Genomic DNA, 19,825 nt, shown 5'->3' with positions numbered 1-19,825 from the left:
GCCGCTCTATGAAGAGGTGGCCGGTTATCTGGCCGGAACCGGTGCTGTGCACCGGGTAGTGGGCGGCGGACACCGCCCCCAGGATACGGAAGAGGGCAACGCGCTCATCCGGGAGTTCGTGCGCAGCCATGCCGCGTAGCGCACAGGCTGCAGGTTTCCTGCTGTGCCCATTGACCAACTGAACAGCCTGGGAATAAGTTAAACCTTCAAGTAGTTGGAAGATATAACCACACGCTTGGAGGAAAAATGAACGCTCAGGACCTGCTGCCTGCAGAAACCGCGATGGGCACAGTGATGCTCAAGGTGGGAAATCTTGACCGCATGGCCAACTACTACCGGAGCGCACTCGGCCTGGTGGATATCGCGGAGTCCGACGGCGGACTGTACCTTGGCCGCGCCGGTCAGCGGCTTATCCATCTCGCCCCCGCTGCCGGCCTTGCGCTGCCGGAACCCACCGAGGCCGGCCTCTTCCACACTGCACTGCTGTTTTTCAACCGCTCCGATCTCGCTGCGACGGTTGCAACCGCGGCGCAGGTCGCGCAGTCAGCCGACGGCCGTTACGTGGGAAGTGCGGACCACCTGGTCAGCGAAGCGTTCTACTTCACGGATCCCGAGGGCAATGGGATTGAACTGTATTTCGACAAGCCCCGTGAAACCTGGGACTGGACCACCACTGAAGGCAGGCGCACCGTCGTCATGGACAACGCGCCGCTGCCGCCCAGGCACTACCTTGAGAGCAACCTCACGGAGGAGTCAGTCGCGAACCAGCAGAAGGCGGCCGCCGATGTGGGTCACGTTCATCTTCAGGTGGGAGACGTCCGGACGGCCGAACAGTTCTACGTCGACACCCTTGGATTCGAGCGGACCGCCGGCTGGCACGGCCAGGCGCTGTTCGTCTCTGCCGGCGGGTATCACCACCACATGGCGATGAACGTCTGGAACAGCCGCGGAGCCGGACCGCGCAAGGACACCCTCGGCCTCGGTGAGGTCCTCATCGAAGTGCCGCACGCTGACGAGGTCGGAGCACTTGCCGACCGGCTGAAGGTAGCGGGCATTGCTCACCATCACACCGGCCGCGAACTGCGGTTTGACGACCCCTGGCGGAACAAGCTCCGCGTCGCTGTCCGCTAGGGCCTGCGCACCACACAGCCGCGGAGTCGCCCGCAGGCATGAACTTCTGGCACAATGGACCCGTACCCAATCTGCGCAGCCCCTCTCTCTGCGCGCATTGTGTCCTCTAGAGCTTCCAAATGTATGGCCCGCCCCACGGGTGCAGAAACGGGAGTTCGCCCTTTTGATCAACAAGGAGTGACCACACAAGTGGCCGTAAAAATTCGCCTGAAGCGCTTCGGTAAGATGCGCGCCCCGTACTACCGCATTGTTGTCATGGACTCGCGTTCCAAGCGCGACGGCCGTGCCATCGAAGAGATCGGCAAGTACCACCCCACGGAAGAGCCCTCGTTCATCGAGGTCAAGTCGGACCGTGCGCAGTACTGGCTCGGCGTCGGTGCGCAGCCTTCCGAGCAGGTCGCCGCGATTCTGAAGATCACCGGTGACTGGCAGAAGTTCAAGGGGATCGAGGGCCAGGAAGGCACCCTGAAGACCAAGGCTCCCAAGGAGACCTTCACGGCTCCTGAAAAGGGTTCCGTCATTGTGCCCGAGGCCATCACCCCGAAGAGCAAGAAGGCCGACGAGCCTGAGGCTGAAGCTTCCGAGGCCGAGTAAATTGCTTGCTGAAGCGCTGGAGCACCTTGTCCGCGGAATTGTGGACAGCCCTGATGATGTTCAGGTTTCTTCGAAGTCGAACCGTCGTGGTGAGACCCTCGAGGTGCGCGTTCATCAGGAAGACCTCGGCCGTGTGATCGGCCGGCAGGGTCGAACGGCACGCGCTTTGCGCACCGTCATCTCCGCCCTGGCGGATGGCGAGCCGGTGCGGGTCGACGTCGTGGACACCGACCGCCGCCGCTGATCAGCAGCACTCATGCCTGAAGTCCGGCCCCACCACTTGAGGTGTTGGGGCCGGACTTTTTTACTGTTTTGATTCGCCACCACACACGGAGAACCCATGGATCTGCAGGTCGCCCGCATCGGAAAGCCCCACGGCATCAGGGGTGAAGTAACCGTTCAGCTCTTCACGGACGCGCCCGAGGAGCGTTTTGAGCCGGGAGCGGTTTTCCGGGTGGAGCCGGCTGCCCAGGGGCCGCTCACAATTTCCAGTGCGCGCTGGAACAAGGACATCCTGATTCTCGGTTTCGAGGAAGTGCCCGACCGGAACAATGCCGAACTCCTGCGGGGGGCGAAGCTGTTCATCGAATCGGAGGACACCTCGGATGACGACGGCGATGCCTGGTATGAGCATGAGCTCGTGGGACTTGAGGCCAGGGTGGGGGACGAGGTGGTCGGCCGGGTCAGCGCCCTGCGAACCATGATGGTCCAGGACCTGCTCATCATTGAGCGGGCGGACGGTGAGGAAATCCTGGTCCCCTTCGTGGAGGAGATCGTTCCCGAGGTCGACGTCGACGGTGGATTCGTGCTCCTCACGCCCCCGGCAGGTCTGCTCGAGCTGAACCTGCCCGGCTCCAACCAGGCGGAAGCGGACGAGGTAGAGAGCCCGGACGCCACAGAGAAGGCCGACGGCAGCTAGTGCGCATCGACGTCGTCAGTATTTTTCCGGAGTACCTCGCGGCGCTGGATCTCTCGCTGATCGGGAAAGCGCGTCAGGACGGGCTGCTGGCCCTTTCTGTCCATAATCTCCGGGACTTCACCACGGACCGGCACCGGACCGTGGATGACACCCCGTACGGCGGCGGCGCCGGCATGGTCATGAAGCCTGAACCGTGGGCACAGGCTCTCGAGAGCGTGCACGGGGGCGCCCGACCGGTCCTGATTGTTCCCTCGCCGGCCGGCGCGGTTTTCACCCAGGCGATGGCGCACGATCTGGCACGCGAGGAACATCTCGTTTTCGCCTGCGGTCGCTACGAAGGAATCGACGAGCGGGTGCTCGAGTGGGCCGAAGGTTCCTTCGACGTCCGCCCGCTCAGTCTTGGCGACTACGTGCTGAACGGCGGTGAGGTGGCCGTCCTGGCAATGGTTGAGGCGGTCGCGCGTCTGCTTCCGGGGGTGGTCGGCAACCCGGAGTCCCTGGTCGAGGAATCGCACTCCGACGGGCTGCTGGAGTACCCGGTATACACCAAGCCGTCCGCCTGGCGGGACCTCGCAGTGCCGGAAATCCTCCTGAGCGGCAACCACGCCCGCATCGCGCGCTACCGGCGCGACGAGCAACTCCGGCGCACCGCCCGCCGCCGGCCGGACCTTCTGGCAAGGCTCGACGCTGGGAGCCTGGACGCTGCCGACCTCGCGGTCCTGGCCGATGAAGGTTTCGCGGTTGCAGGGGGAGAAGTGAAGCGGGCGCTTCCGCCTGTCTCTGATCCGGCGTCGTCCCATTCGGGGTAGCAGGGTTCCCTGTGGCATAATTGGGGATCGTGCCTACCGGTACGCGCCTGCCACAGGGGGAGCGTAGCCAACAGGACGGCACACCGGAAAACGCTACGTGGCGCACCGGTACCTAAACTTCAACGGCAATTGCCTGGACTCAGGTCTTCGTCGTTGTGACCAACGTGAATGACCTGTGGCGTTCACCAGGAGCAATCAAGTGCATATTCTCGACAATGTGGATGCAGCATCGCTGCGCAATGACGTTCCCGACTTCCGGGCCGGTGACACCCTTAAGGTGCACGTCAACATCATTGAAGGCAAGAACACCCGTGTCCAGGTCTTCCAGGGCTTCGTCCTCGGACGCCAGGGCGACGGCGTCCGCGAAACCTTCACGGTTCGCAAGGTCAGCTTCGGCGTCGGCGTTGAGCGTACCTTTCCGGTGCACTCCCCGGTGATCGACAAGATCGAGCTTGTCAGCAAGGGCGACGTGCGCCGCGCGAAGCTCTACTACATGCGCGAACTCCGCGGCAAGGCTGCGAAGATCAAGGAAAAGCGCGATCCGAAGACCGCCAAGTAACTTTTCCCATTTGTGATGCCTGATCCTTCCGTCGTGCGGAAACCCAGGCATCAGTCGAAGCGCTGGCCCGGTATGTCGGGCTGGCGCTTCGCCATTTATTCGGTGGCCTTCGCCTGCGTGGCCGTCATCGCAGTCCGCGCGCTCCTGATGGACGTCTTCTACATCCCGTCGGGTTCAATGGAGCCGCTGCTGAAGGAAGACGACCGCGTGCTGGTCTCCCGGACCGACTACGTGTCCGGGGAGGCCATGCGCGGCGACGTTGTTGTCTTCGACGGGAGGGGTTCATTTGCGCCCCTGGGCGACGGCGGGCTGCCGGAGGTGCTGGCAGGCGTTGCGCACTTCTTCGGGCTTGGCGTGTCGGAAACAACCTACGTGAAGCGGGTGATCGGCACGGGCGGTGACACCGTTGCCTGCTGCGACTCCTCCGGGCGGCTGTCGGTCAACGGGAACGCGATCGAGGAGCCCTACGTTTTTCCCATGGACGCGGCGAGCGAAACGGGCTTCGAGGTCGTGGTTCCGGAGGGTAAGTTGTGGCTCATGGGTGATCACCGTTCCGAGTCCTTCGACTCCCGCGGCCTGCTCGGTGCACCCGGCGGCGGACTCATCTCCGAGGAGCGGGTGGTCGGCCGTGCCACCCACGTCCTTTGGCCCTTCGAACGCTTCACCGTAATCCCACGCCCCGCCGACCACGCGTCTTCCGCCGGTCAGTCCTGAACGCACAGCAGAGGAACAACACATAATGGCCGAAGCCCATCCAGGGAAACCGAACGACGGCGGTGAGGACGCGGCGGAAACACCCACTTTCGACGGTCCCGGTAAGGAAACCACCTCCGGCGGTTCAGCGGCCCGCTCTCTGGGCAGCTGGGCGAAGGAAGTCCTCATTATCGTCGCTGTTGCGCTGCTGCTCTCCTTTCTTATCAAGACCTTCCTCTTCCGGGCCTTCTTCATTCCCTCGGGTTCCATGGAGAACACGCTCGAAATAGACGACCGGATTTTCGTGAACCAGTTGGTTCCAGAGCCTTTCGAGCTCAAGCGGGGCGACATTGTGGTGTTCCGCGACACGGAAGGCTGGCTCCCCGAGACAGCGGCTGCAACAGCGGATACCGGGTGGTTCAAGGACGCCCTCATCTTTGTCGGCCTGCTGCCGGATGAATCCCAGCAGCACCTGGTGAAACGCGTGATCGGCCTGGAGGGAGACCGGGTAATCTGCTGCGACGCCGAGGGCAGGATCACCGTCAACGGTGAACCCCTCGATGAACCGTACCTGTTCCCGGGCGCCAATCCTTCGGACACACCCTTCGACGTAACAGTGCCTGAAGGGAAAGTCTGGGTCATGGGAGATCATCGCAACGCGTCGGCGGATTCTCGTGCCAACACCGACAAGCCCGGTGGGGGATTCATCGATGTTGACGACATAGAGGGAAAGGCGGCCGTCGTCGCCTGGCCACTGGACCGGATGGGTTTCCTCGGCAACTTCCCGGAGGTCTTTGCAGGAGTTCCTGAGACGGCACCTGACAGCTCCGGGCAGGAACAGCCGGCGCCGTGACAGGGAAGGCGCCGACACTCCGCTATGAACGGTCATTCCTCGCCGAAGGCCACCGCTTTCTCGCAGGCTGTGATGAAGTGGGCAGGGGAGCGTTGGCCGGTCCGGTCACCGTGGGTCTTGTGGTCATTGATCTTGCATCCGCCAAAGGGCTGCGGGGGGTAAGGGACAGCAAGCTTCTGCGCGCACCCGAGCGAGAGTCTCTGGTTCCGAGGATTCAGCGCTGGGCGGCCGCCTACGGGGTCGGCCACGCAACGGCCGCCGAGATCGACGCAGTAGGACTGATGGCAGCCCTGCGCTTTGCCGGTAACCGCGCGTGGGCTGAAGCTACCCGGGAGGTCCGGCCGGACGCGGTCATCCTCGACGGCAACCACAACTGGCTTGCGCCGGTGCCGCAGGGTTCGCTGTTTGACGACGTGGAGACACTCGAGGTCAGCTGCGACGCCCCGGTCCACACGCGGATCAAGGCGGACCTGCAGTGCCTGAGCGTCGCTGCGGCCAGCGTCCTGGCCAAGGTGGAACGGGACCGGCTGATGGTGGGCTTCGCACAGGAGTACCCGGGCTACGGATGGGAAATCAACAAGGGGTACGCAACCGCCTCCCACCGTGCCGCCATTGACGGGCTTGGGCCGAGCAGCGAGCACCGGCGGACGTGGCGCCTTGGCAGTGCGGTCGCCGAGCCCGGCATGCCTGCCGTTGAAAGTGGGGGATGATGGGTTTATGAGCGCCGAAGATCTCGAAAACTATGAAACCGACATGGAGTTGCAGCTCTACCGTGAGTACCGCGACGTCGTCAGCCTGTTCAATTACGTGGTCGAAACCGAGCGGAGATTCTATCTCGCCAACCACGTGGACCTTCAGGCGCGTTCGGCGGACGGTGAGATCTATTTCGATCTCACGCTGAACGATGCGTGGGTGTGGGATGTCTACCGTTCAGCCCGGTTCGTCAAGACTGTCCGGGTCATCACTTTCAAGGACGTCAATGTCGAGGAATTGGCGAAGTCCGATGATATTCCGCTTCCCAAGGACGGTTCCCTGAGCGGCTGACTTCCGCTCCACATTCGCCTGAGTCCGCTGGGGTTTCCCACATAAGCGCACTCTCCTCCGCCTCCGGTTACCTGCTGCTCCACGCTGGTAACCGGAGGTGTTTTTATGAGAACCAAGGACGAGTTGGGCAGGCGGGGCGAAGCACTTGCTTCCCGTTACCTGGAGGAAGCAGGTTTCAGGGTCATCGACCGCAACTGGCGGTGTCCGCTGGGGGAGATCGATGTCGTCGCGGTGGACGGCGCCACCCTGGTGGTCGTCGAGGTGAAGACCAGGTCCTCGGAGGCATTCGGCCACCCGCTGGAAGCGATCACTCCCGGCAAGCTTGAACGGCTGTACCTGCTTGCTTCCCGTTGGGCGCGGGCACACGACCTCCGTTTCTCCGGATTCCGCGTGGACGCGGTGGCCATCATCGATGACGGCACCGGTCACCCGGTCATCGACCATCTGCGGGCGGTGAGCTGATGCCGCTTGGACGCACCTACGCCGTCTCCCTGGTGGGGCTCAACGGTTACATCGTGGAGGTTGAATCCGACATCGGGCAGACCCTGCCGGCGTTCATCCTGCTCGGATTGCCGGACGCCTCGCTCTCCGAGGCCAGGGAGCGCATCAGGGCGGCAGCGCGCAATGCCGGCCTTCCTCTCACCCGGCGCAAAATAACGGTGAATCTCGTGCCGGCTTCCTTGCCGAAGCGCGGATCCGGCTTTGACCTTGCCATAGTCATGTCAGCCCTGGCGGCTGCCGGGGACGTCCGCCATTGCGGACGCACGGTGTTTCTTTCGGAACTGGGACTGGACGGGCGGCTGCGGCCCATCCGTGGCGTACTCCCGGCGGTGATGGCCGCTGTGCAGGCCGGGTTCACCAGCGTGGTCGTGGCCGGTGGGAACGCCGCGGAAGCGAATCTCGTACCGGGCGCCGAGGTGAAAAGCTATGATTCGCTGGCGGAGGTGGCGCTGGCGTTCGGAGCGGATCCGGCATCCGTCGAGCTTCCGGCGGCGCAGCCGCCGGACGCTTGTACCCAATCTGTCCATAAGGGTCCGGACCCGGTGCCCAAGGATATGGCGGATGTCGCGGGCCAGTCGGAAGCACGGTTCGCCGTCGAGGTCGCTGCCGCCGGAGCACACAATCTGATGATGGTGGGCCCTCCCGGCGCCGGCAAGACCATGCTGGCTGAACGCATTCCGGGAATCCTCCCCGATCTCACGGACAAACAGGCCATGGAGGTCACCGCCATCCACTCTCTGGGCAGCGCGGAGGCATGCCGGGAGCTGAGACGCCGACCGCCGTTCGAAAGTCCACACCACACGGCCAGCGCGGCATCGATCATTGGGGGAGGCAGCGGCATCCCCCGCCCGGGTGCGGCATCGCGCGCACACCGCGGCGTACTCTTCCTTGACGAGTCCAGCAATGGAAAGTGCACCTCCTTCTTGAAGGAGGTCACTGATGAACACCAGCACGAAGAAGCCGGGACCGAACGCGCGGCCGGGCCGGGCAACGCGGGCGGTGGTCTATCCCGCGTTTACTCAGATGGGTCCGGAGACGCTTGCCGAGGGCACACGGCCGATCTACCTGTACCTACGTCTGTCGAAGTATCACAAGGACAAGGCAGACGCGATAGAGCGCCAGCGACTCGATCTGACTCGAAAGCTCGCTCAGGACGGGGGCTGGACAGTGCTGGGCGAGTACATCGACAACGACTCAGCAAGTTCATCCGCGGCGAAGAACCGCAAGGGATGGCGCCAACTCAACCAGGACATCCAGGCAAGGAAGGTGCCGGCGGTGGCGTTCTGGAAGCTGGATCGCACGAACCGGATCGCGGCCAAGTGCATCGAGTGGATCGGAGAATGCCAGCGCGCGGGCGTTTACTTGGTTTCGCACCAGGACAGCGCGGATGAATTGAATACCGCGACCGCCGGGGCGAAGCTGGTGACCGGGATCAAGGCCCTTCTCGCAGAGGTTGAGACCGATTCGATGAGTGAGCGGCAGCTTGCAGCGAAACGCCATCTTGCGGAGGCGGGATTCCATCACGGTGGCACGGTGCCGCTGGGGTGGATGGCCGGTCCGCGGGTAGTAGATGAGTTCGGGCGCTCGGGAGTGCGCCTGGTACCACACCCGATCGAGTATCCGGCCTTGCAGGCTGCGGTGGACATGGTGTTGGCAGGCAAGAGCCTGGTGCAGATTGTCCGCCACTGGAGTGAGCACTATGGGATCACCACGGCGACCGGGGGACCGGTCTATGAGGCGACGGTCTACCGGTCGCTGGTCTCACCCCGGATGATTGGGTATCGGATGCGCCAGGTGCCTGAACATCAGCGTGGGGTCAAGCTCGACCTGCTGGACTACATCGCGCGTGACGCCTCGGGCGCGCCGGTGATCGGTCAGGAGCCGGTGTGCGATCGGGCGACGTGGTTGCGGGTGCGGCGGCTGCTGGAGGAGGCGAAGACGTCGCGGACGCGGCGACCGTGGGGATCGCATGAGTGGCTCCTGACCGGTCTGTTGCACTGCCAGTGCGGGGAGAGGCTGTACGGGCATCAGAAGTACCGCAGACGTGCGTCAGGCGAGCACGTAGAGGCGTTCGCGTACCGGTGCCAAGCCAACCGCCTCCGGGGTCCGGGGAACTGCTCGGGAGGGTGCACGATCGATGCGGTCAAGGGTGAGGCTTTCGTGCTGGGCTGGTTCTTCTCTCAGATCACCGACGACGCGCTCGCGCAGGCGCGTGCTCGACGCCGCGCGGCACGCTCAGACGTCGGAATCAACGACGTGCTCTCTCAGCTCGACGAGGCCAAGGCTGAGCGTGACGCGCTGCTGTCGAAGCAGGGTATCGGGGAATATCGGGGTGGGATGGTGACCGTGCTGTTGTCGCTCATCGAGCACGCGCAGCGGCGGGTGGATGTCCTCCAGCGTCGTCTCGACGCGATGGAGCTTGAAGAGTTCCCCATCGAGGACGGCCCGGCTCTGATCGCGTCGTGGAAGGAGTGGGCGATCCCGGAGAAGCGTGCATACCTGCGGCGGATGATCCACCGGATTGATGCGCTGCCGGGTAAGGCGGCGACCGAGGAACGATTGACGATCATTCCGGTCGGGTGAGGGTATCGGTCACGAGCGCGGCGTCGAGCATCGTCGCGATCTGCTCGATCACGTCCCGTGATGCGGGTTGGGTGGCGCGCCGGTGAGTGCCGGCGCACCACCCGGCCGCGAACGCGCCATACGAGGGCTCGGAGACGACCTGGGCAACCTCGGCGACGGGCGGGCAGCCCGGTTCGCAGCTCATCGGTTGTCCCTGGCAAGCGTGGCGTAGAACTCCTCCTCGACCTGCTGGCGCCGTGCGACATCTGCCCTGACGAAATCCACGAACTCCGAGTCCCGGTCCGCGATCAGGGTTTCTTCGACCGGTTCGGCCGGTTGCTCGCCGGGCCAGGAGGTCTGCCGGGTTGGGCGGTCACGGTCCAGCCGGGTGCCGGAAGCGGCGACCCAGTCGCGGAGCCGGTTGCGGGCGTCGGCGAAGTCGCGGTGCCAGCCGCTGGGCGCGGACCCGTTCTGGTCGGGGTCGTAGGCGCACAGCCAGTGGATGTGCAGCGCAGAAAGTTCCCATACCAGCTCCTGATGGTGGTGCCAGAACGGCGGCACCACGGCGGCGGGCAGGCCGTAGGTGTGGCGGAGCCAGCTCACCCACCGGTCCAGTTCGGCCCACTCCTCCTCGGCCTCCTCGGCGGTGAGCAGATTCCAGTTGACCGGATGCGGTGGCTCGGCGATCAGGCCGGTGTCTACCTGTGGGCGCTCGTCGTCGTCGTCCTTATCAAGCTGCTGCGGCTCCGGCTCGTCGAAGTCGGGAACTTCATCGGTGGTGTCCATAACCGGGCTCCTCACATCCCGATCGCTGGCTCGCTGCTCGGCGACGGCCTGCGTGCGCTCACGTGTTCAGGCGCGGACCGATCGGCGGGCGCTCGGGTAGGGGTGTCCTGTTCGACGATGGCTTGGGTGCGTCGTGTGCGGTCCACCTCGTAGGTGGTGCGGGCGAGGTCGTGACCGATCTTCTTGGCGACGAACTCCTCGACGTCGGTGCTCTGCCCGTCGCGCTCCGTCTTGTAGGGGTGGATGTAACCCTCGGCGACGAAGTTGTCGCCCTTGGCGAACCGCTCGTGGGCTCGCTCGGCGGTGGCGCGGAAGGCAACGAGGTCGTGGAACGTTGGCTCCAGTCGGGTGAAGGTCCCGTCGCCCTCCCGGCGGAAGTGCTCCTGTCCGACCCGCGCGTAGAACCGGGGCTCACCTTTGGATGTGTAGTTGAGCTGCGGATCGGACGCGATGAAACCTGAGACGGACTGCTGAGTGTGGATAGCCATCGGGCTTCCCTCCTGACATTCGTGGCGACCGCCGGTGCGGGGTCGCTCGTATGAGATAGGTGCACAGCGAAGCCCGCGGGCTTTGGTCAGGAATCGACTGGGCGTTGCAGCCGCGCTTCGATCTCGGCGCGGTCCTTTTTGAGCTGGGCGGCGTCAGGGCGCGAGGGCCAGGCGCGCAGGTCGGTGATGATTGGTGACGCGGAGCGCAGCAGGGTGACGCCGGTGCCGAACGGCAGTGTCCTGATCCGGTCGGGTGGGAGGATTGGGACGCGGCGGATGGAGCGTTGGTTGGAGCGGGTGCCGTGGTCGCCGAGGGTCACGCTGTCGGTGTACTCGTCGCGTTCGCCGATGAGCGTGGAGAGGTCTTGGAGGTCGCGGGAGTTGGAGGCGCCGCCGAGGATGATCTTGACGATGCTGGCGTCCCAGATCGCGCCGGCGGCGTTGTCTGACCACTTGTCCCGTGCTTGGGCCAGTGACTGGAGGACGGGCAGGGTGGTGATCCCGGTGCCGCCGCCCTCAGCCATGAGCGTCGGCAGGGATGGGAGGGGTGCGAGGTTTCCGATCTCATCCAGGGCGAGCAGCAGGGGCGGGTCGAGCCGGGCACCGGGCGAGCGGGCGGCCAGACGCCGGGCGGTCTCGATGAGGTCTTCGACGAACGCGGCCACCAGTGCGGCGGATGCGCCGGCTCCGGCGCCGGTGGCGAGGAGGTAGAGAGTGCCGCGTTCTTGGATGAAGGTTTCGGGGTCGAAGCCTTCGCCGGGTCCGGGTGAGACGGCGTCGAGGACGCGGGGGTCGGCGAGGGCTCCGAGGGCGAGGGCGACGCCCTGCCAGATGCTGTCGCGGGTCTTGGGGTCGGAGTCGATCATCGCGCCGAGTGAGTCCGCCCACCCGGTGGCCGCCTGCGCGCTGTTGGTGAGGATCGCGGCGGCCTCGGCGGCAGCGGTGGGGTCGAGGGTCCAGCGGAATAGCTCGGCCGGTGGCCGGTGGTCGAGGGCGGCGGCATGCAGGAGTGCTTGGAGGGCGGTGCGGGTTTTGCCTTCCCAGAATCCGCCGGATTCCACTCCGCCGGCCGAGAGCCCGGTGCCGGCTGCGAGCCCGGTGGCGCGGATCATCGCGGTCAGCGGGTCCTCACAGCCGCGGATCGGTGACCAGCGCATGCCTGCGGGGATGCCGTCGGTGAGGTCCTGGGGGTCGAACAGGGCCACCGGGCGTCCGTCACGCTCCCGGGCGCGGAGGGTCGCGGTGAGGTTGTCTGGGCGGGTGCTGGTGGTGACGACGGCGCCGGGCGCGTCGAGGATGGCGTTGATGACCATGTGGAGGCCTTTGCCGGACCGCGGGGGTCCGATGAGCAGAATCGAGTCCTCCACACTCGCCCACACGTCCTGGCCCTTGGAGGTGCCGATCCGGTAGCCGACATCACCAGGGGCCGGGCTGTCGAGGGATGGACGGAGAGTTGCGGCTCGGCGCAGCAGCGCTTTGGCTGAGGCGCTCTGGGTGACTTCGTGGGCGGTGGCGGTGCCGGTCAGGCGTCGCGGGTCGGTCTCAACCTTTCGTGAGTGCCGCCGTAACCGGACCCACACCCAGGCCCCTGCGGCGGTGAGGCCGGCGAGCAGGATCGCGGTGATGATCCAGTACGCGACCGGGTTGAGGCCGTGCGCGTCGAGCGCTGTGGCGGGGTCGCCCGGGTTGAACAGCACCCCGAGTCCGGAGGCCAGGCCGGCGGAGGGTTGGGGTGTGCCGGTGAGGAACGCAGCCACGCCACCGGCGGCGCGGAGGATGAGTGCGACGCCGAACATCCCGACCAGTCCGATAAGGGCGGCGTTGGTCAGCTCGTCGCCGAAAGAACCCGCCTGGCGCTGCTGGGGCGCGTTCACGGCAGATCCCGAACATGGACGGTGCCGGAGATGCGCCCCAGCAGCACCACCTCGCCGGTGCCGTCACGCAGCAGGGGGGAGATTTGGCTCTTGTCGAGGAGAGCGCGGGCATGGCCGGTGCCGGTGCCGGCGCCGGTGCCGGTGGCATGGGTGTGGGAGATGATGACCGCGACGGCGACGTCCTCACCGGGCAGGAACTCGTCCCCGGTCACCTCGACCAGTTCCGGCGTGCGCGTCTTCGTGTCGTGCTTTCCGCGTTGCTTCTCCGGGTCGACCCCGGGCGGCTTGGGCGTGGTACGTCGGCCGGAGTGGATGATGTCGGTGAACACGCTCCCGTCGGTCTCACGGACTTCGATGCGCACCGCGGTCGTCCGGTCCTCGGTGATGGCATCCAACAGGGCTCCGAAGGACCTGCGGGTCCATGCCTGCCCATCGGCCGGTGGTGGGTAGGGGGTCCCGTCGATATTGACGTTCAGGACGCCGGCATCGGCGATGGTGATGACCGCACGCGGCAGCATGATCGGGGTCTGTGCTGGTTCTCGCCAGGTCGAGCGGGGTGGGGATTTGCGGTTCATCACGTCACCGCCTGAATGAGCCTGGAGCTGGTGTCGAACAGGTCCAGTTCAGCGGGATGCAGTTGGTGTTGGGTCACGAAGGCCCTGTCCTTGATCCGCCATAGTCCTTGCCCGACACCGAGCGAGGGGAGGAGTTTCTGTTCGGTGCCGGTGAGCCCGAGGGTCTGGGCGGTGGGGCCGAGCTGATCGGATTCCTGTCGGTACACGATCCTGGTCTCGGCATTGGCCAGTAGTGAGTTCGCCAGGGATCGCATGGCGGAACCGGCGTCGCCGACGTTGTCGAGGTCGGAGAGCTTGTGGAAGATCAGCATGTTCGCGATTCCGTAATGCCGCGCCAGCCGCCAGTGAGCGTCCATCCGTCGCAGCAGTGCCGGGTGGGACATGAGCCGCCAGGCCTCGTCATAGATGACCCACCGTTGCCCTCCGTTGGGGTCCAACAACGCGGATTCCATCCATGCGCTGGAGCACGTCATCAGCACCGAGATCAGGGTGCTGTTTTCGGTGACGCGGGACAGGTCCAGGCTGATCATCGGCAGGGACGGGTCGAACGTCACCGTGGACGGGCCATCGAAGAGCCCGGCGAGGTCGCCGGCGACCAGGCGGCGCAGGGCATGGCCGACGAGCCGTCCGTCTTCGGCCAACCGGTCGTCGGCGGCCGCGTTCGGGTTGAGGATGCGGTCGACGACCATCGGCAGGATCGGCACCGAGTTCTCCCGCACCGTCTCGGTCAGCGCCAGATCGATCGCGGTGTGCTCCAATGGCGTCAACCCCCGAGTCAGGACCGTCTCAGCCAGTGACCCGATGAGGTCACGGCGGCGGGACGCGACCGTGATCGCCCACTGTTCATTCGACAGACCGGAGGGCCGGTGGCCCTCGTCAAGCGGGTTCAGACGTGTGTTGAGTCCGTGGCCGAGGACGATCGCCGTCCCACCGACCGCCTTCGCGACTGCCGTGTGCTCACCCTTCGGATCACCCGGGACGTAGACACGCCGCCCGAACGGAAGACTGCGCGTGTAGAGAGACTTCGCCAGGGACGACTTGCCAGAGCCGACGATCCCGGCCAGGACGACGTTCGGTGCGGTGATGATCCCGCGGGCGTAGAGCACCCAGGGGTCGTACACGAAGGAGCCGCCGGAGTAGAGGTTTTGGCCGACGAATACCCCGTCGGCGCCGAGTCCTCCTTCGGCGACGAACGGATACGCGCCCGACAATGTGGCAGAGGTGTCCTGATGCCGAGGTAGCCGGAATCTGCCGGGGGTGCGCAGCGCTGCCGGTCCGGGTTCACCCGCGGCTGGCAGGTAGGTGGTGGCGTGTCGTTCGGCGCGCTCGGCATCAGCCTTTGCCCGCGTTTCGGCGTTCTCGGTGCGCCGTTGTTGGGTTTGGAGACGGGCGGCGGCCTGGAGGCGCTGCTTGCGGAGCCGGCGGCGCTCGGAGGCCGGCGTGACCAGCACGGAGGTGTGCAGCCGCTCGCGCTCGGTCACAGCGACAGCCCCCGCCTAACAGATGTGGTCGCACGGGAGGGACCGGCGAACCAGTCCTTCTCCGCCCCTGGCGGTGTCCGCCTCGACTGCGGCAGGGGTGGCCTTCGATCCGGGGCGGGGCGGGGGTTGGTGGCGGCGTCGCGGCTGGGCGCCGTGGTCGTGTCGGTTAGAGACGGGTCGGGCGGGACCGGGTGGACGCGCAGCAGGCTCACGTGCCCCATCGCGGCGTTCGACGTGAGGGTGTAGTCGCCCTCGGCCACTACGTGGTCGAGGGTTCCCGCCGGGGGCTCGTCGTAGACGTACCCGTTCTCCAACGCGGCGGCGGTGGTCTCGTCCCCGTAGTCGAAACCCTTCAAGTGCTCGATTGCCGCGCCCGTGCCGTCGCGGTCGATCAGATCGAGTACCTCGTCGGCATCCTCGCCTTGGAGGAACACCACGGAGACCCATCGCCGCGCGGCAGTCTCGCTCGGTGGCTCTTGTGTAAGGTCGGGTTCCGGGTGCCAGGCGATCCTGCCGGAATGACCGGACGCCGCATCGAGCCGGTCATGCACCTGATCCAGCAGGGTGCCGGCCTGGTGCAACTCGTCCGCTGCGGCTAGGGCACTGTCAGCCCCGGCGGGGTGGTCGCCGTGATCGTCGTGGGCACGGGCACGGTGGGTCAGATGTGTGTTTGCGAGCTGGTCGAGCACCTGCCGAAGCGACCGCACCGCGGCGGTCATGTCACCGAATACGGCGTACGTGTCGGCGGGGTTGTCGAAGGTCCGGCTTGCGTGGGCCAGGCCGCGCAGCGCTTCTGATGCCTCGGCGGCATCGGCGAGTGGATCGTGGAACGTGGGCATGATCGGGCCTCCCGTGGAACGCGAGTGAGTCCCCGGATTCGGGGTCGCAGGTCAGGTGCGCGCAACGATGCAACGATGCAACGGCCCAGCGGGCTTGTCAGATGTGGCGGCAGAGCGGGAGCGCGGCGGCGGTGAATGCGGTGGCCTGTTGACCGACGAGCAGCCTGGTTTCGCAGGAGGTTTGGATCGCGGCTTGTTCGATGGCGGCGACGGCGGCTTCCAGCTCGTCGATGGTGGGGGCGGTGACGCTGATGAGGCCGGTGTAGCGCAGCACGCCGTGGCCGGCGGTCAGGTCGGCTTCCTGCTGGAGGACGTCGTGGTATTCGGCGGTGAGAGCGGCGTCTTCGATCTGCCCGATCTTCGCCCGCTGGGCCTGATCGGAGATGTGCTCGACCTTCTTCTTCCTGATGTCGCGTGCGGCTTGGTCGGAGCGCATCGGGGTGCACAGGAGCGTGAACGAGCGTTGGACGTCGGTGGACAGCAGGACAGGGGACAAGAAGCCGGGGTAGACCATTGATCGCGGCCACTCGCTGATCCACAACACGGCGTGGTGGGCGGAGTCGGTGCGCAGCCGTGTCCAGGACTCGTTGACTGCGACGGGGCCTGCGGTTGCGAGGTTCTGCCCCAGCTCACCGTGGCGTTCCAAGGTTGCTGCGATCGCTGGGTCGTACGCGCTGCGGAGGATGACGGCGATCTGTCCGGGGGTGAGCCAGCCGGAGGGGGTGAGGTCGGCGGAGCGGAGGGCTGAGGTGAGGGTGGACATCTCTTGGCGCAGGACGGCGGCGGCGCCGCGGATGCCGCCGCCGGCGGTTCTGATCTGCCGGGCGGCGTTCTTCATGTCCAGTGCCAGTGACAGGGTGGAGGCGTGCCGTTCTCCGGCGGGGCCGGCACGGTCGATGAGTTCGGCGTAGGTGGTCGCGGCCCAGGAGTCATCGGAGATCCCGTGGGAGGCCCACCATTCGGCGAGCCCGGTGCCCGAGTCCGGCAGCGTGCGCTCCAGCACCTGGAGGGTCGCGATCCGGCCGGAGCGGCACACGGTGGCCAGGACGCGACCCCAGGAGGTGACGCGGCGTTCCTGCTCGCCCGGGTCCAACAGCACGAACGCGGGGTGGGAGACCTCGCACACCACGGTCAAGGTCTGCTGGTGGGGGTCGTGGATCATCCCGGCGCCGGTTTCGGGGTCGGTGTATTCACGCAGCCGGGCTGTGTCGCCGGGCAGGGCGAGGGTCCCGACGGGCCGTGGTGTCACCACGCGTCGCCGGTACAGGAGCTGCCCGCCGGTGGAACGCCAGAGCCACCAGAATGCGACGGGTAGCCATTCGATGGCGGGGCGTCCTGCCATCGGTGTCCAGGTCAGGGCGGCGGCGAGCACCCAGACGGGTGCGGTGTAGGCGAGCAGGATGCCGCCGCCGGCGTAGAGGGCGGCAATGATCGGGAGGACACCGGTCGCGAGGGTGATGAGCTGGGACAGTGACAGGCCCAGGAGCACTCCTCGGCGGGTGAGGCGGGAGAACTTCACCGGCGCCAGCTCTGAGGACACCGTGCGCTCGTTCTTCGTCGTCATGGGCTCACTGCCTCCCGATCGGTTTCGGCGCCGGTGGTGCGGTCTGCTTCGGCGCGGACGGCGTCCTGGGTTCCGGTGTGGACGGCGGGGGCGCCTGCGCCGGCGGGGGTGTGCTCCCGGTCTGGGAGGCGGAGTCTGCGGCGGTCTCGCCTTGCCCGCCGAGGGCGGTACCGGCTTTGGGTCCGGCGGCGGCGGCGTCCTTGGCGACCTTCGCGCCGATCACTGCCGCTGCGGCCGGACCTGCCGCCGCAGCACTCGCTCGGGTTCCTGCGACGGTTCCGGCTGAGCTGTTGCCTGCGGCGGCGGCCTTCCCTTCGCCAGCAGCACCACTAGGTCCTTGGGGTGTCGGGTTTTTTGGTGGGGGCGGGTTCTTCCCACCCCCATCCCCTCCGCCGTTGTTGTCGCCGTCGAGGACCTTCTTCGGCTCGCCGCCCTGCGGTTTGGATGGTGTGGGGATGGGCCGGTTGAGGGAGTTCTTCGCGTCCTGCTCGGATCCGATTGCGTGGTACATGTCGAAGCCCACAAACGACAGGAACTTGTATGTCAGGTAGGGAGCGAAGGCGGCCATCGCCATCAGCACGATCCCGGCGATCGGATCAGCGACCGAGGACAGGTCCCCGTCGATCGGCGCGCTGACTTGGGTGATGGCGACGAGGAACATGACGACCAGGACGAGTTTGGAGAGGATCAGGGCGATGACGAACATGGCCCACTTGCTGATCCATCCTTTCGTGGCATCCCATGACGCACCGGAGAACGCCAGAGGGGCGAGGACGATCGCGACCAGGAGGAGCGCTTTGCGGACGAGGAGGGAGAGCCAGACGATCGCGGCGGCGGCGATGGCGAGGCCGGCGAGGAAGATCGTGATGATCGCCCCGACACCGGGGGCGGCGATGTTGATCCCGATCAGGCCCGCGGCGAGCAGGGTGATCTTGTCGCCCATCGACTCGGTGGTCTCGCCGGCGGCTTGGATGATCCCGATGCAGAGCTGATCGACGATCTCCAGCAGGAACGCGGTCAGGGTGATGACCACGAATGATCCGAGGACGGATTTCGCGAGTCCGAGGGCGGCTCGGGAGAGGGCGGTGGGGTCGCGGCGGATGAGGCCGGTGATGAGTTGGAGGCAGAAGAAGATCAGCATCACGAACACGGCGATGCCGAACAGGATGTTGTAGACGGCCACGTACTCCGGCCTGGTGACGTCCACGAGGGTGGTGGTGTCGAACACGGCCCAGACTGCCTCGAACAGCCAGCCCGCGGCGGCGCCCATCGCGGAGGCGAGCCAGCCGAACGGTGCCGAGACCAGGGTGGCGGCGGTTTCGCCTGCCACGTCGCACACGGACGAGATGATGGGGACATCGCACACACTCACCGCAATCACTCCTCACACATAGGGGTCGAGTTGGTGGGTGGGCTCAGATCTGCTGTCCGACGTTCCAGAAAAAGTTGATGAGCGTCACCGACGCTCCGCAGATCACCGCGGCACCGCAGGACACGAGGACGCCGACCTTGCCCCGGCCGGCGAGGTGGGGGTTGGAGGAGTTGGCGCCGAAGCCCCACACGATCGCCGAGATGATCAGCGCCAGAACGGACAGGATAAGGCCGACGGTCATGACGGCACCGACGATGGTGCGCAGCTGGGCGATACCGGGCAGGCCGTCGCTGTTGGGGTCGATGGTGATGTCCATCGGCATCAGCGGGGGCAGAGCGGTGATGAGATCGAACACGATGGGTCTCCTGACGAACGAACTCCGCCCTTGAGGCGGAGAACATGGATGGGTTCGTCGGTCAGGTGCACGGACCAACCCACGACGCACGCGAACGCGACAGTTCCCCGGACGCGGTCGGCGTGGCGTCAGAGTTGCTGGCCGAGGTCGATGAGCCAGTTCATCCACGCGACCCCGCCCCCGGCCAAAACGGTGGCCCCGAGGGCGGTCCAGGCGCCGATGCGTGCCTTGGTCGCGGCGGCATGGTTGCCGTTGGCGGTGGCGATCGCCCAGATGATGGCGCAGACGATCAGCATGAGCACGGCGGTGATGAGCACGAAGGTCAGCAGCGCACCGACTACTTCGCGCAGGTCGCCGATCCCGCCGAGGCCTTCAAAGTCGGGAAACACGTCCATGGTCTTCAGCTCCCTGCCCGGACGGTGACGTGGAGGTGGTCGATGTGCCTGGTGGTGATATCGGTGCCGTGGGTGTAGTCGCGCCATCCTTCGGCGTCGCGGGTCAGGGACCAGATCTTGTCCTGCCAGATCAGATAGTCGACGCCGAGGGTCTCGGCGTGCTCCTTCATCCAGTTGGTGACCTGCCATCCGGCCTCGAGTTGCGACGGGGTGGGGTGTTGGCCGATGGAGTTGCCGAACGTGAGATCGCACGCCCGGCCCACGGGGTGTTCTGAGACGGTGCCGGGCCGCGGCGAGTAGCAGGCCCACAAGCTCTCGGGCAACGCTGCGGTGGCCTGGGTGTGGAGGTGCAGCAGGCGGGCGGTGATCTGCCCGTCGCTCGTGGGGTCGTCTACCATCCGGTCCGGGCCGCCGTCGAGCGGGTCCGGCTC

General features: G+C 66.1%; 23 protein-coding genes and 3 pseudogenes. 14 read left to right on the top strand and 12 right to left on the bottom strand.

Translation table 11 applies throughout. The features are described 5' to 3' along the window. The 14 genes and pseudogenes from X803_RS22630 to X803_RS0101840 form a co-directional block, all read left to right on the top strand. A pseudogene (locus tag X803_RS22630) lies at nucleotides 1–139 on the top strand (alpha/beta hydrolase); the annotation flags it as partial. Nucleotides 140–246: 107 nt separating this feature from the next. Beyond that, nucleotides 247–1,131, top strand: coding sequence for a VOC family protein (locus tag X803_RS0101905; RefSeq protein WP_026543806.1), 885 nt, complete (start codon nucleotides 247–249; stop codon nucleotides 1,129–1,131). A gap of 189 nt (nucleotides 1,132–1,320) precedes the next feature. Beyond that, nucleotides 1,321–1,725, top strand: a complete 405-nt coding sequence (gene rpsP / locus X803_RS0101900) for a 30S ribosomal protein S16 (protein WP_026543805.1) — start codon at nucleotides 1,321–1,323, stop codon at nucleotides 1,723–1,725. A 1-nt stretch (nucleotide 1,726) separates the two neighbouring features. Continuing rightward, nucleotides 1,727–1,969, top strand: coding sequence for an RNA-binding protein (locus X803_RS0101895; RefSeq protein WP_026543804.1), 243 nt, complete (start codon nucleotides 1,727–1,729; stop codon nucleotides 1,967–1,969). A 96-nt stretch (nucleotides 1,970–2,065) separates the two neighbouring features. Continuing rightward, nucleotides 2,066–2,644: a ribosome maturation factor RimM gene (gene rimM, locus X803_RS0101890; RefSeq protein WP_026543803.1), complete on the top strand. Its 579-nt coding sequence runs from the start codon at nucleotides 2,066–2,068 to the stop codon at nucleotides 2,642–2,644. Further along, nucleotides 2,644–3,453 carry a tRNA (guanosine(37)-N1)-methyltransferase TrmD gene (trmD, locus tag X803_RS0101885; RefSeq protein WP_026543802.1) on the top strand — a complete coding sequence of 270 codons (810 nt, stop codon included), beginning with the start codon at nucleotides 2,644–2,646 and terminating at the stop codon, nucleotides 3,451–3,453. The genes rimM and trmD overlap by 1 nt, the downstream gene beginning before the upstream one ends. Before the next feature lie 199 nt (nucleotides 3,454–3,652). Beyond that, a complete protein-coding gene (rplS, locus tag X803_RS0101880) occupies nucleotides 3,653–4,012 on the top strand; it encodes a 50S ribosomal protein L19 (RefSeq protein WP_026543801.1) in 360 nt (119 codons plus the stop codon). A gap of 72 nt (nucleotides 4,013–4,084) precedes the next feature. Beyond that, nucleotides 4,085–4,726, top strand: a complete 642-nt coding sequence (gene lepB / locus X803_RS0101875) for a signal peptidase I (RefSeq protein WP_035777499.1) — start codon at nucleotides 4,085–4,087, stop codon at nucleotides 4,724–4,726. Nucleotides 4,727–4,751: 25 nt separating this feature from the next. After that, on the top strand, nucleotides 4,752–5,558 hold the full coding sequence (lepB, locus tag X803_RS17170; RefSeq protein ID WP_051470357.1) for a signal peptidase I: 807 nt from the start codon (nucleotides 4,752–4,754) through the stop codon (nucleotides 5,556–5,558). After that, nucleotides 5,555–6,268, top strand: coding sequence for a ribonuclease HII (locus X803_RS0101865; RefSeq protein WP_026543799.1), 714 nt, complete (start codon nucleotides 5,555–5,557; stop codon nucleotides 6,266–6,268). Before lepB (X803_RS17170) ends, X803_RS0101865 begins: the two co-directional genes overlap by 4 nt. 7 nt (nucleotides 6,269–6,275) lie before the next feature. Beyond that, nucleotides 6,276–6,602, top strand: coding sequence for a DUF2469 domain-containing protein (locus X803_RS0101860; RefSeq protein WP_026543798.1), 327 nt, complete (start codon nucleotides 6,276–6,278; stop codon nucleotides 6,600–6,602). A gap of 105 nt (nucleotides 6,603–6,707) precedes the next feature. After that, nucleotides 6,708–7,064: a YraN family protein gene (locus X803_RS0101855; RefSeq protein WP_026543797.1), complete on the top strand. Its 357-nt coding sequence runs from the start codon at nucleotides 6,708–6,710 to the stop codon at nucleotides 7,062–7,064. Next, nucleotides 7,064–8,002, top strand: a pseudogene (locus X803_RS21260) (ATP-binding protein); the annotation flags it as partial. The gene X803_RS0101855 and the pseudogene X803_RS21260, both read left to right, overlap by 1 nt. A gap of 40 nt (nucleotides 8,003–8,042) precedes the next feature. Continuing rightward, entirely contained in the window at nucleotides 8,043–9,686 is a 1,644-nt protein-coding gene (locus X803_RS0101840) for a recombinase family protein (protein ID WP_026543795.1), read from the top strand. Here the strand turns inward: X803_RS0101840 and X803_RS0101835 are convergent. The 12 genes and pseudogenes from X803_RS0101835 to X803_RS22625 all read right to left on the bottom strand — a co-directional run. Then, nucleotides 9,670–9,870: a hypothetical protein gene (locus X803_RS0101835; RefSeq protein ID WP_026543794.1), complete on the bottom strand. Its 201-nt coding sequence runs from the start codon at nucleotides 9,868–9,870 to the stop codon at nucleotides 9,670–9,672. The genes X803_RS0101840 and X803_RS0101835 overlap by 17 nt on opposite strands. Then, nucleotides 9,867–10,451 carry a hypothetical protein gene (locus X803_RS0101830; RefSeq protein WP_026543793.1) on the bottom strand — a complete coding sequence of 195 codons (585 nt, stop codon included), beginning with the start codon at nucleotides 10,449–10,451 and terminating at the stop codon, nucleotides 9,867–9,869. The genes X803_RS0101835 and X803_RS0101830 overlap by 4 nt, the downstream gene beginning before the upstream one ends. A gap of 11 nt (nucleotides 10,452–10,462) precedes the next feature. Beyond that, nucleotides 10,463–10,939, bottom strand: a complete 477-nt coding sequence (locus tag X803_RS0101825; RefSeq protein WP_026543792.1) for a single-stranded DNA-binding protein — start codon at nucleotides 10,937–10,939, stop codon at nucleotides 10,463–10,465. An 86-nt stretch (nucleotides 10,940–11,025) separates the two neighbouring features. Next, nucleotides 11,026–12,813, bottom strand: a complete 1,788-nt coding sequence (locus tag X803_RS0101820) for a type IV secretory system conjugative DNA transfer family protein (RefSeq protein ID WP_026543791.1) — start codon at nucleotides 12,811–12,813, stop codon at nucleotides 11,026–11,028. Beyond that, the gene (locus tag X803_RS0101815; protein ID WP_026543790.1) at nucleotides 12,810–13,388 is read right to left on the bottom strand and encodes a hypothetical protein; all 579 of its coding nucleotides are present in this window, start codon (nucleotides 13,386–13,388) and stop codon (nucleotides 12,810–12,812) included. The genes X803_RS0101820 and X803_RS0101815 overlap by 4 nt, the downstream gene beginning before the upstream one ends. Beyond that, a complete protein-coding gene (locus tag X803_RS0101810; protein WP_026543789.1) occupies nucleotides 13,388–14,869 on the bottom strand; it encodes an ATP-binding protein in 1,482 nt (493 codons plus the stop codon). Before X803_RS0101810 ends, X803_RS0101815 begins: the two co-directional genes overlap by 1 nt. After that, nucleotides 14,866–15,708 (bottom strand): hypothetical protein, encoded by an 843-nt coding sequence (locus tag X803_RS0101805; RefSeq protein WP_026543788.1) that lies wholly within the window; start codon nucleotides 15,706–15,708, stop codon nucleotides 14,866–14,868. The genes X803_RS0101810 and X803_RS0101805 overlap by 4 nt, the downstream gene beginning before the upstream one ends. A 97-nt stretch (nucleotides 15,709–15,805) precedes the next feature. Then, the gene (locus X803_RS0101800; protein WP_026543787.1) at nucleotides 15,806–17,272 is read right to left on the bottom strand and encodes an SCO6880 family protein; all 1,467 of its coding nucleotides are present in this window, start codon (nucleotides 17,270–17,272) and stop codon (nucleotides 15,806–15,808) included. Between the two features lie 4 nt (nucleotides 17,273–17,276). Further along, a complete protein-coding gene (locus tag X803_RS0101795; RefSeq protein WP_026543786.1) occupies nucleotides 17,277–18,644 on the bottom strand; it encodes a hypothetical protein in 1,368 nt (455 codons plus the stop codon). A gap of 43 nt (nucleotides 18,645–18,687) precedes the next feature. Further along, a complete protein-coding gene (locus X803_RS0101790; protein WP_026543785.1) occupies nucleotides 18,688–18,999 on the bottom strand; it encodes a DUF6112 family protein in 312 nt (103 codons plus the stop codon). Nucleotides 19,000–19,127: 128 nt separating this feature from the next. After that, complete coding sequence (locus X803_RS0101785) at nucleotides 19,128–19,394, bottom strand: DUF6112 family protein (protein WP_026543784.1); 267 nt, start codon at nucleotides 19,392–19,394, stop codon at nucleotides 19,128–19,130. A gap of 5 nt (nucleotides 19,395–19,399) precedes the next feature. Beyond that, nucleotides 19,400–19,825: pseudogene (locus X803_RS22625) on the bottom strand (M23 family peptidase); the annotation flags it as partial.

This window comes from Arthrobacter sp. 35/47, assembly GCF_000520475.1.
GTDB classification, from domain to species: domain Bacteria; phylum Actinomycetota; class Actinomycetes; order Actinomycetales; family Micrococcaceae; genus Arthrobacter_D; species Arthrobacter_D subterraneus.
This window is presented reverse-complemented; position numbering and strand designations above follow the sequence as displayed.

Coding starts and splice junctions, on each gene's coding strand:
- lepB (WP_051470357.1), top strand. CDS start 4,752: ATGGCCGAAGCCCATCCAGGGAAACCGAACGACGGCGGTGAGGACGCG.
- X803_RS0101785 (WP_026543784.1), bottom strand. CDS start 19,394: ATGGACGTGTTTCCCGACTTTGAAGGCCTCGGCGGGATCGGCGACCTG.
- X803_RS0101840 (WP_026543795.1), top strand. CDS start 8,043: ATGAACACCAGCACGAAGAAGCCGGGACCGAACGCGCGGCCGGGCCGG.
- X803_RS0101860 (WP_026543798.1), top strand. CDS start 6,276: ATGAGCGCCGAAGATCTCGAAAACTATGAAACCGACATGGAGTTGCAG.
- X803_RS0101800 (WP_026543787.1), bottom strand. CDS start 17,272: ATGACGACGAAGAACGAGCGCACGGTGTCCTCAGAGCTGGCGCCGGTG.
- X803_RS0101805 (WP_026543788.1), bottom strand. CDS start 15,708: ATGCCCACGTTCCACGATCCACTCGCCGATGCCGCCGAGGCATCAGAA.
- X803_RS0101855 (WP_026543797.1), top strand. CDS start 6,708: ATGAGAACCAAGGACGAGTTGGGCAGGCGGGGCGAAGCACTTGCTTCC.
- X803_RS0101815 (WP_026543790.1), bottom strand. CDS start 13,388: ATGAACCGCAAATCCCCACCCCGCTCGACCTGGCGAGAACCAGCACAG.
- X803_RS0101905 (WP_026543806.1), top strand. CDS start 247: ATGAACGCTCAGGACCTGCTGCCTGCAGAAACCGCGATGGGCACAGTG.
- lepB (WP_035777499.1), top strand. CDS start 4,085: ATGTCGGGCTGGCGCTTCGCCATTTATTCGGTGGCCTTCGCCTGCGTG.
- X803_RS0101825 (WP_026543792.1), bottom strand. CDS start 10,939: ATGGCTATCCACACTCAGCAGTCCGTCTCAGGTTTCATCGCGTCCGAT.
- X803_RS0101835 (WP_026543794.1), bottom strand. CDS start 9,870: ATGAGCTGCGAACCGGGCTGCCCGCCCGTCGCCGAGGTTGCCCAGGTC.
- rimM (WP_026543803.1), top strand. CDS start 2,066: ATGGATCTGCAGGTCGCCCGCATCGGAAAGCCCCACGGCATCAGGGGT.
- X803_RS0101830 (WP_026543793.1), bottom strand. CDS start 10,451: ATGGACACCACCGATGAAGTTCCCGACTTCGACGAGCCGGAGCCGCAG.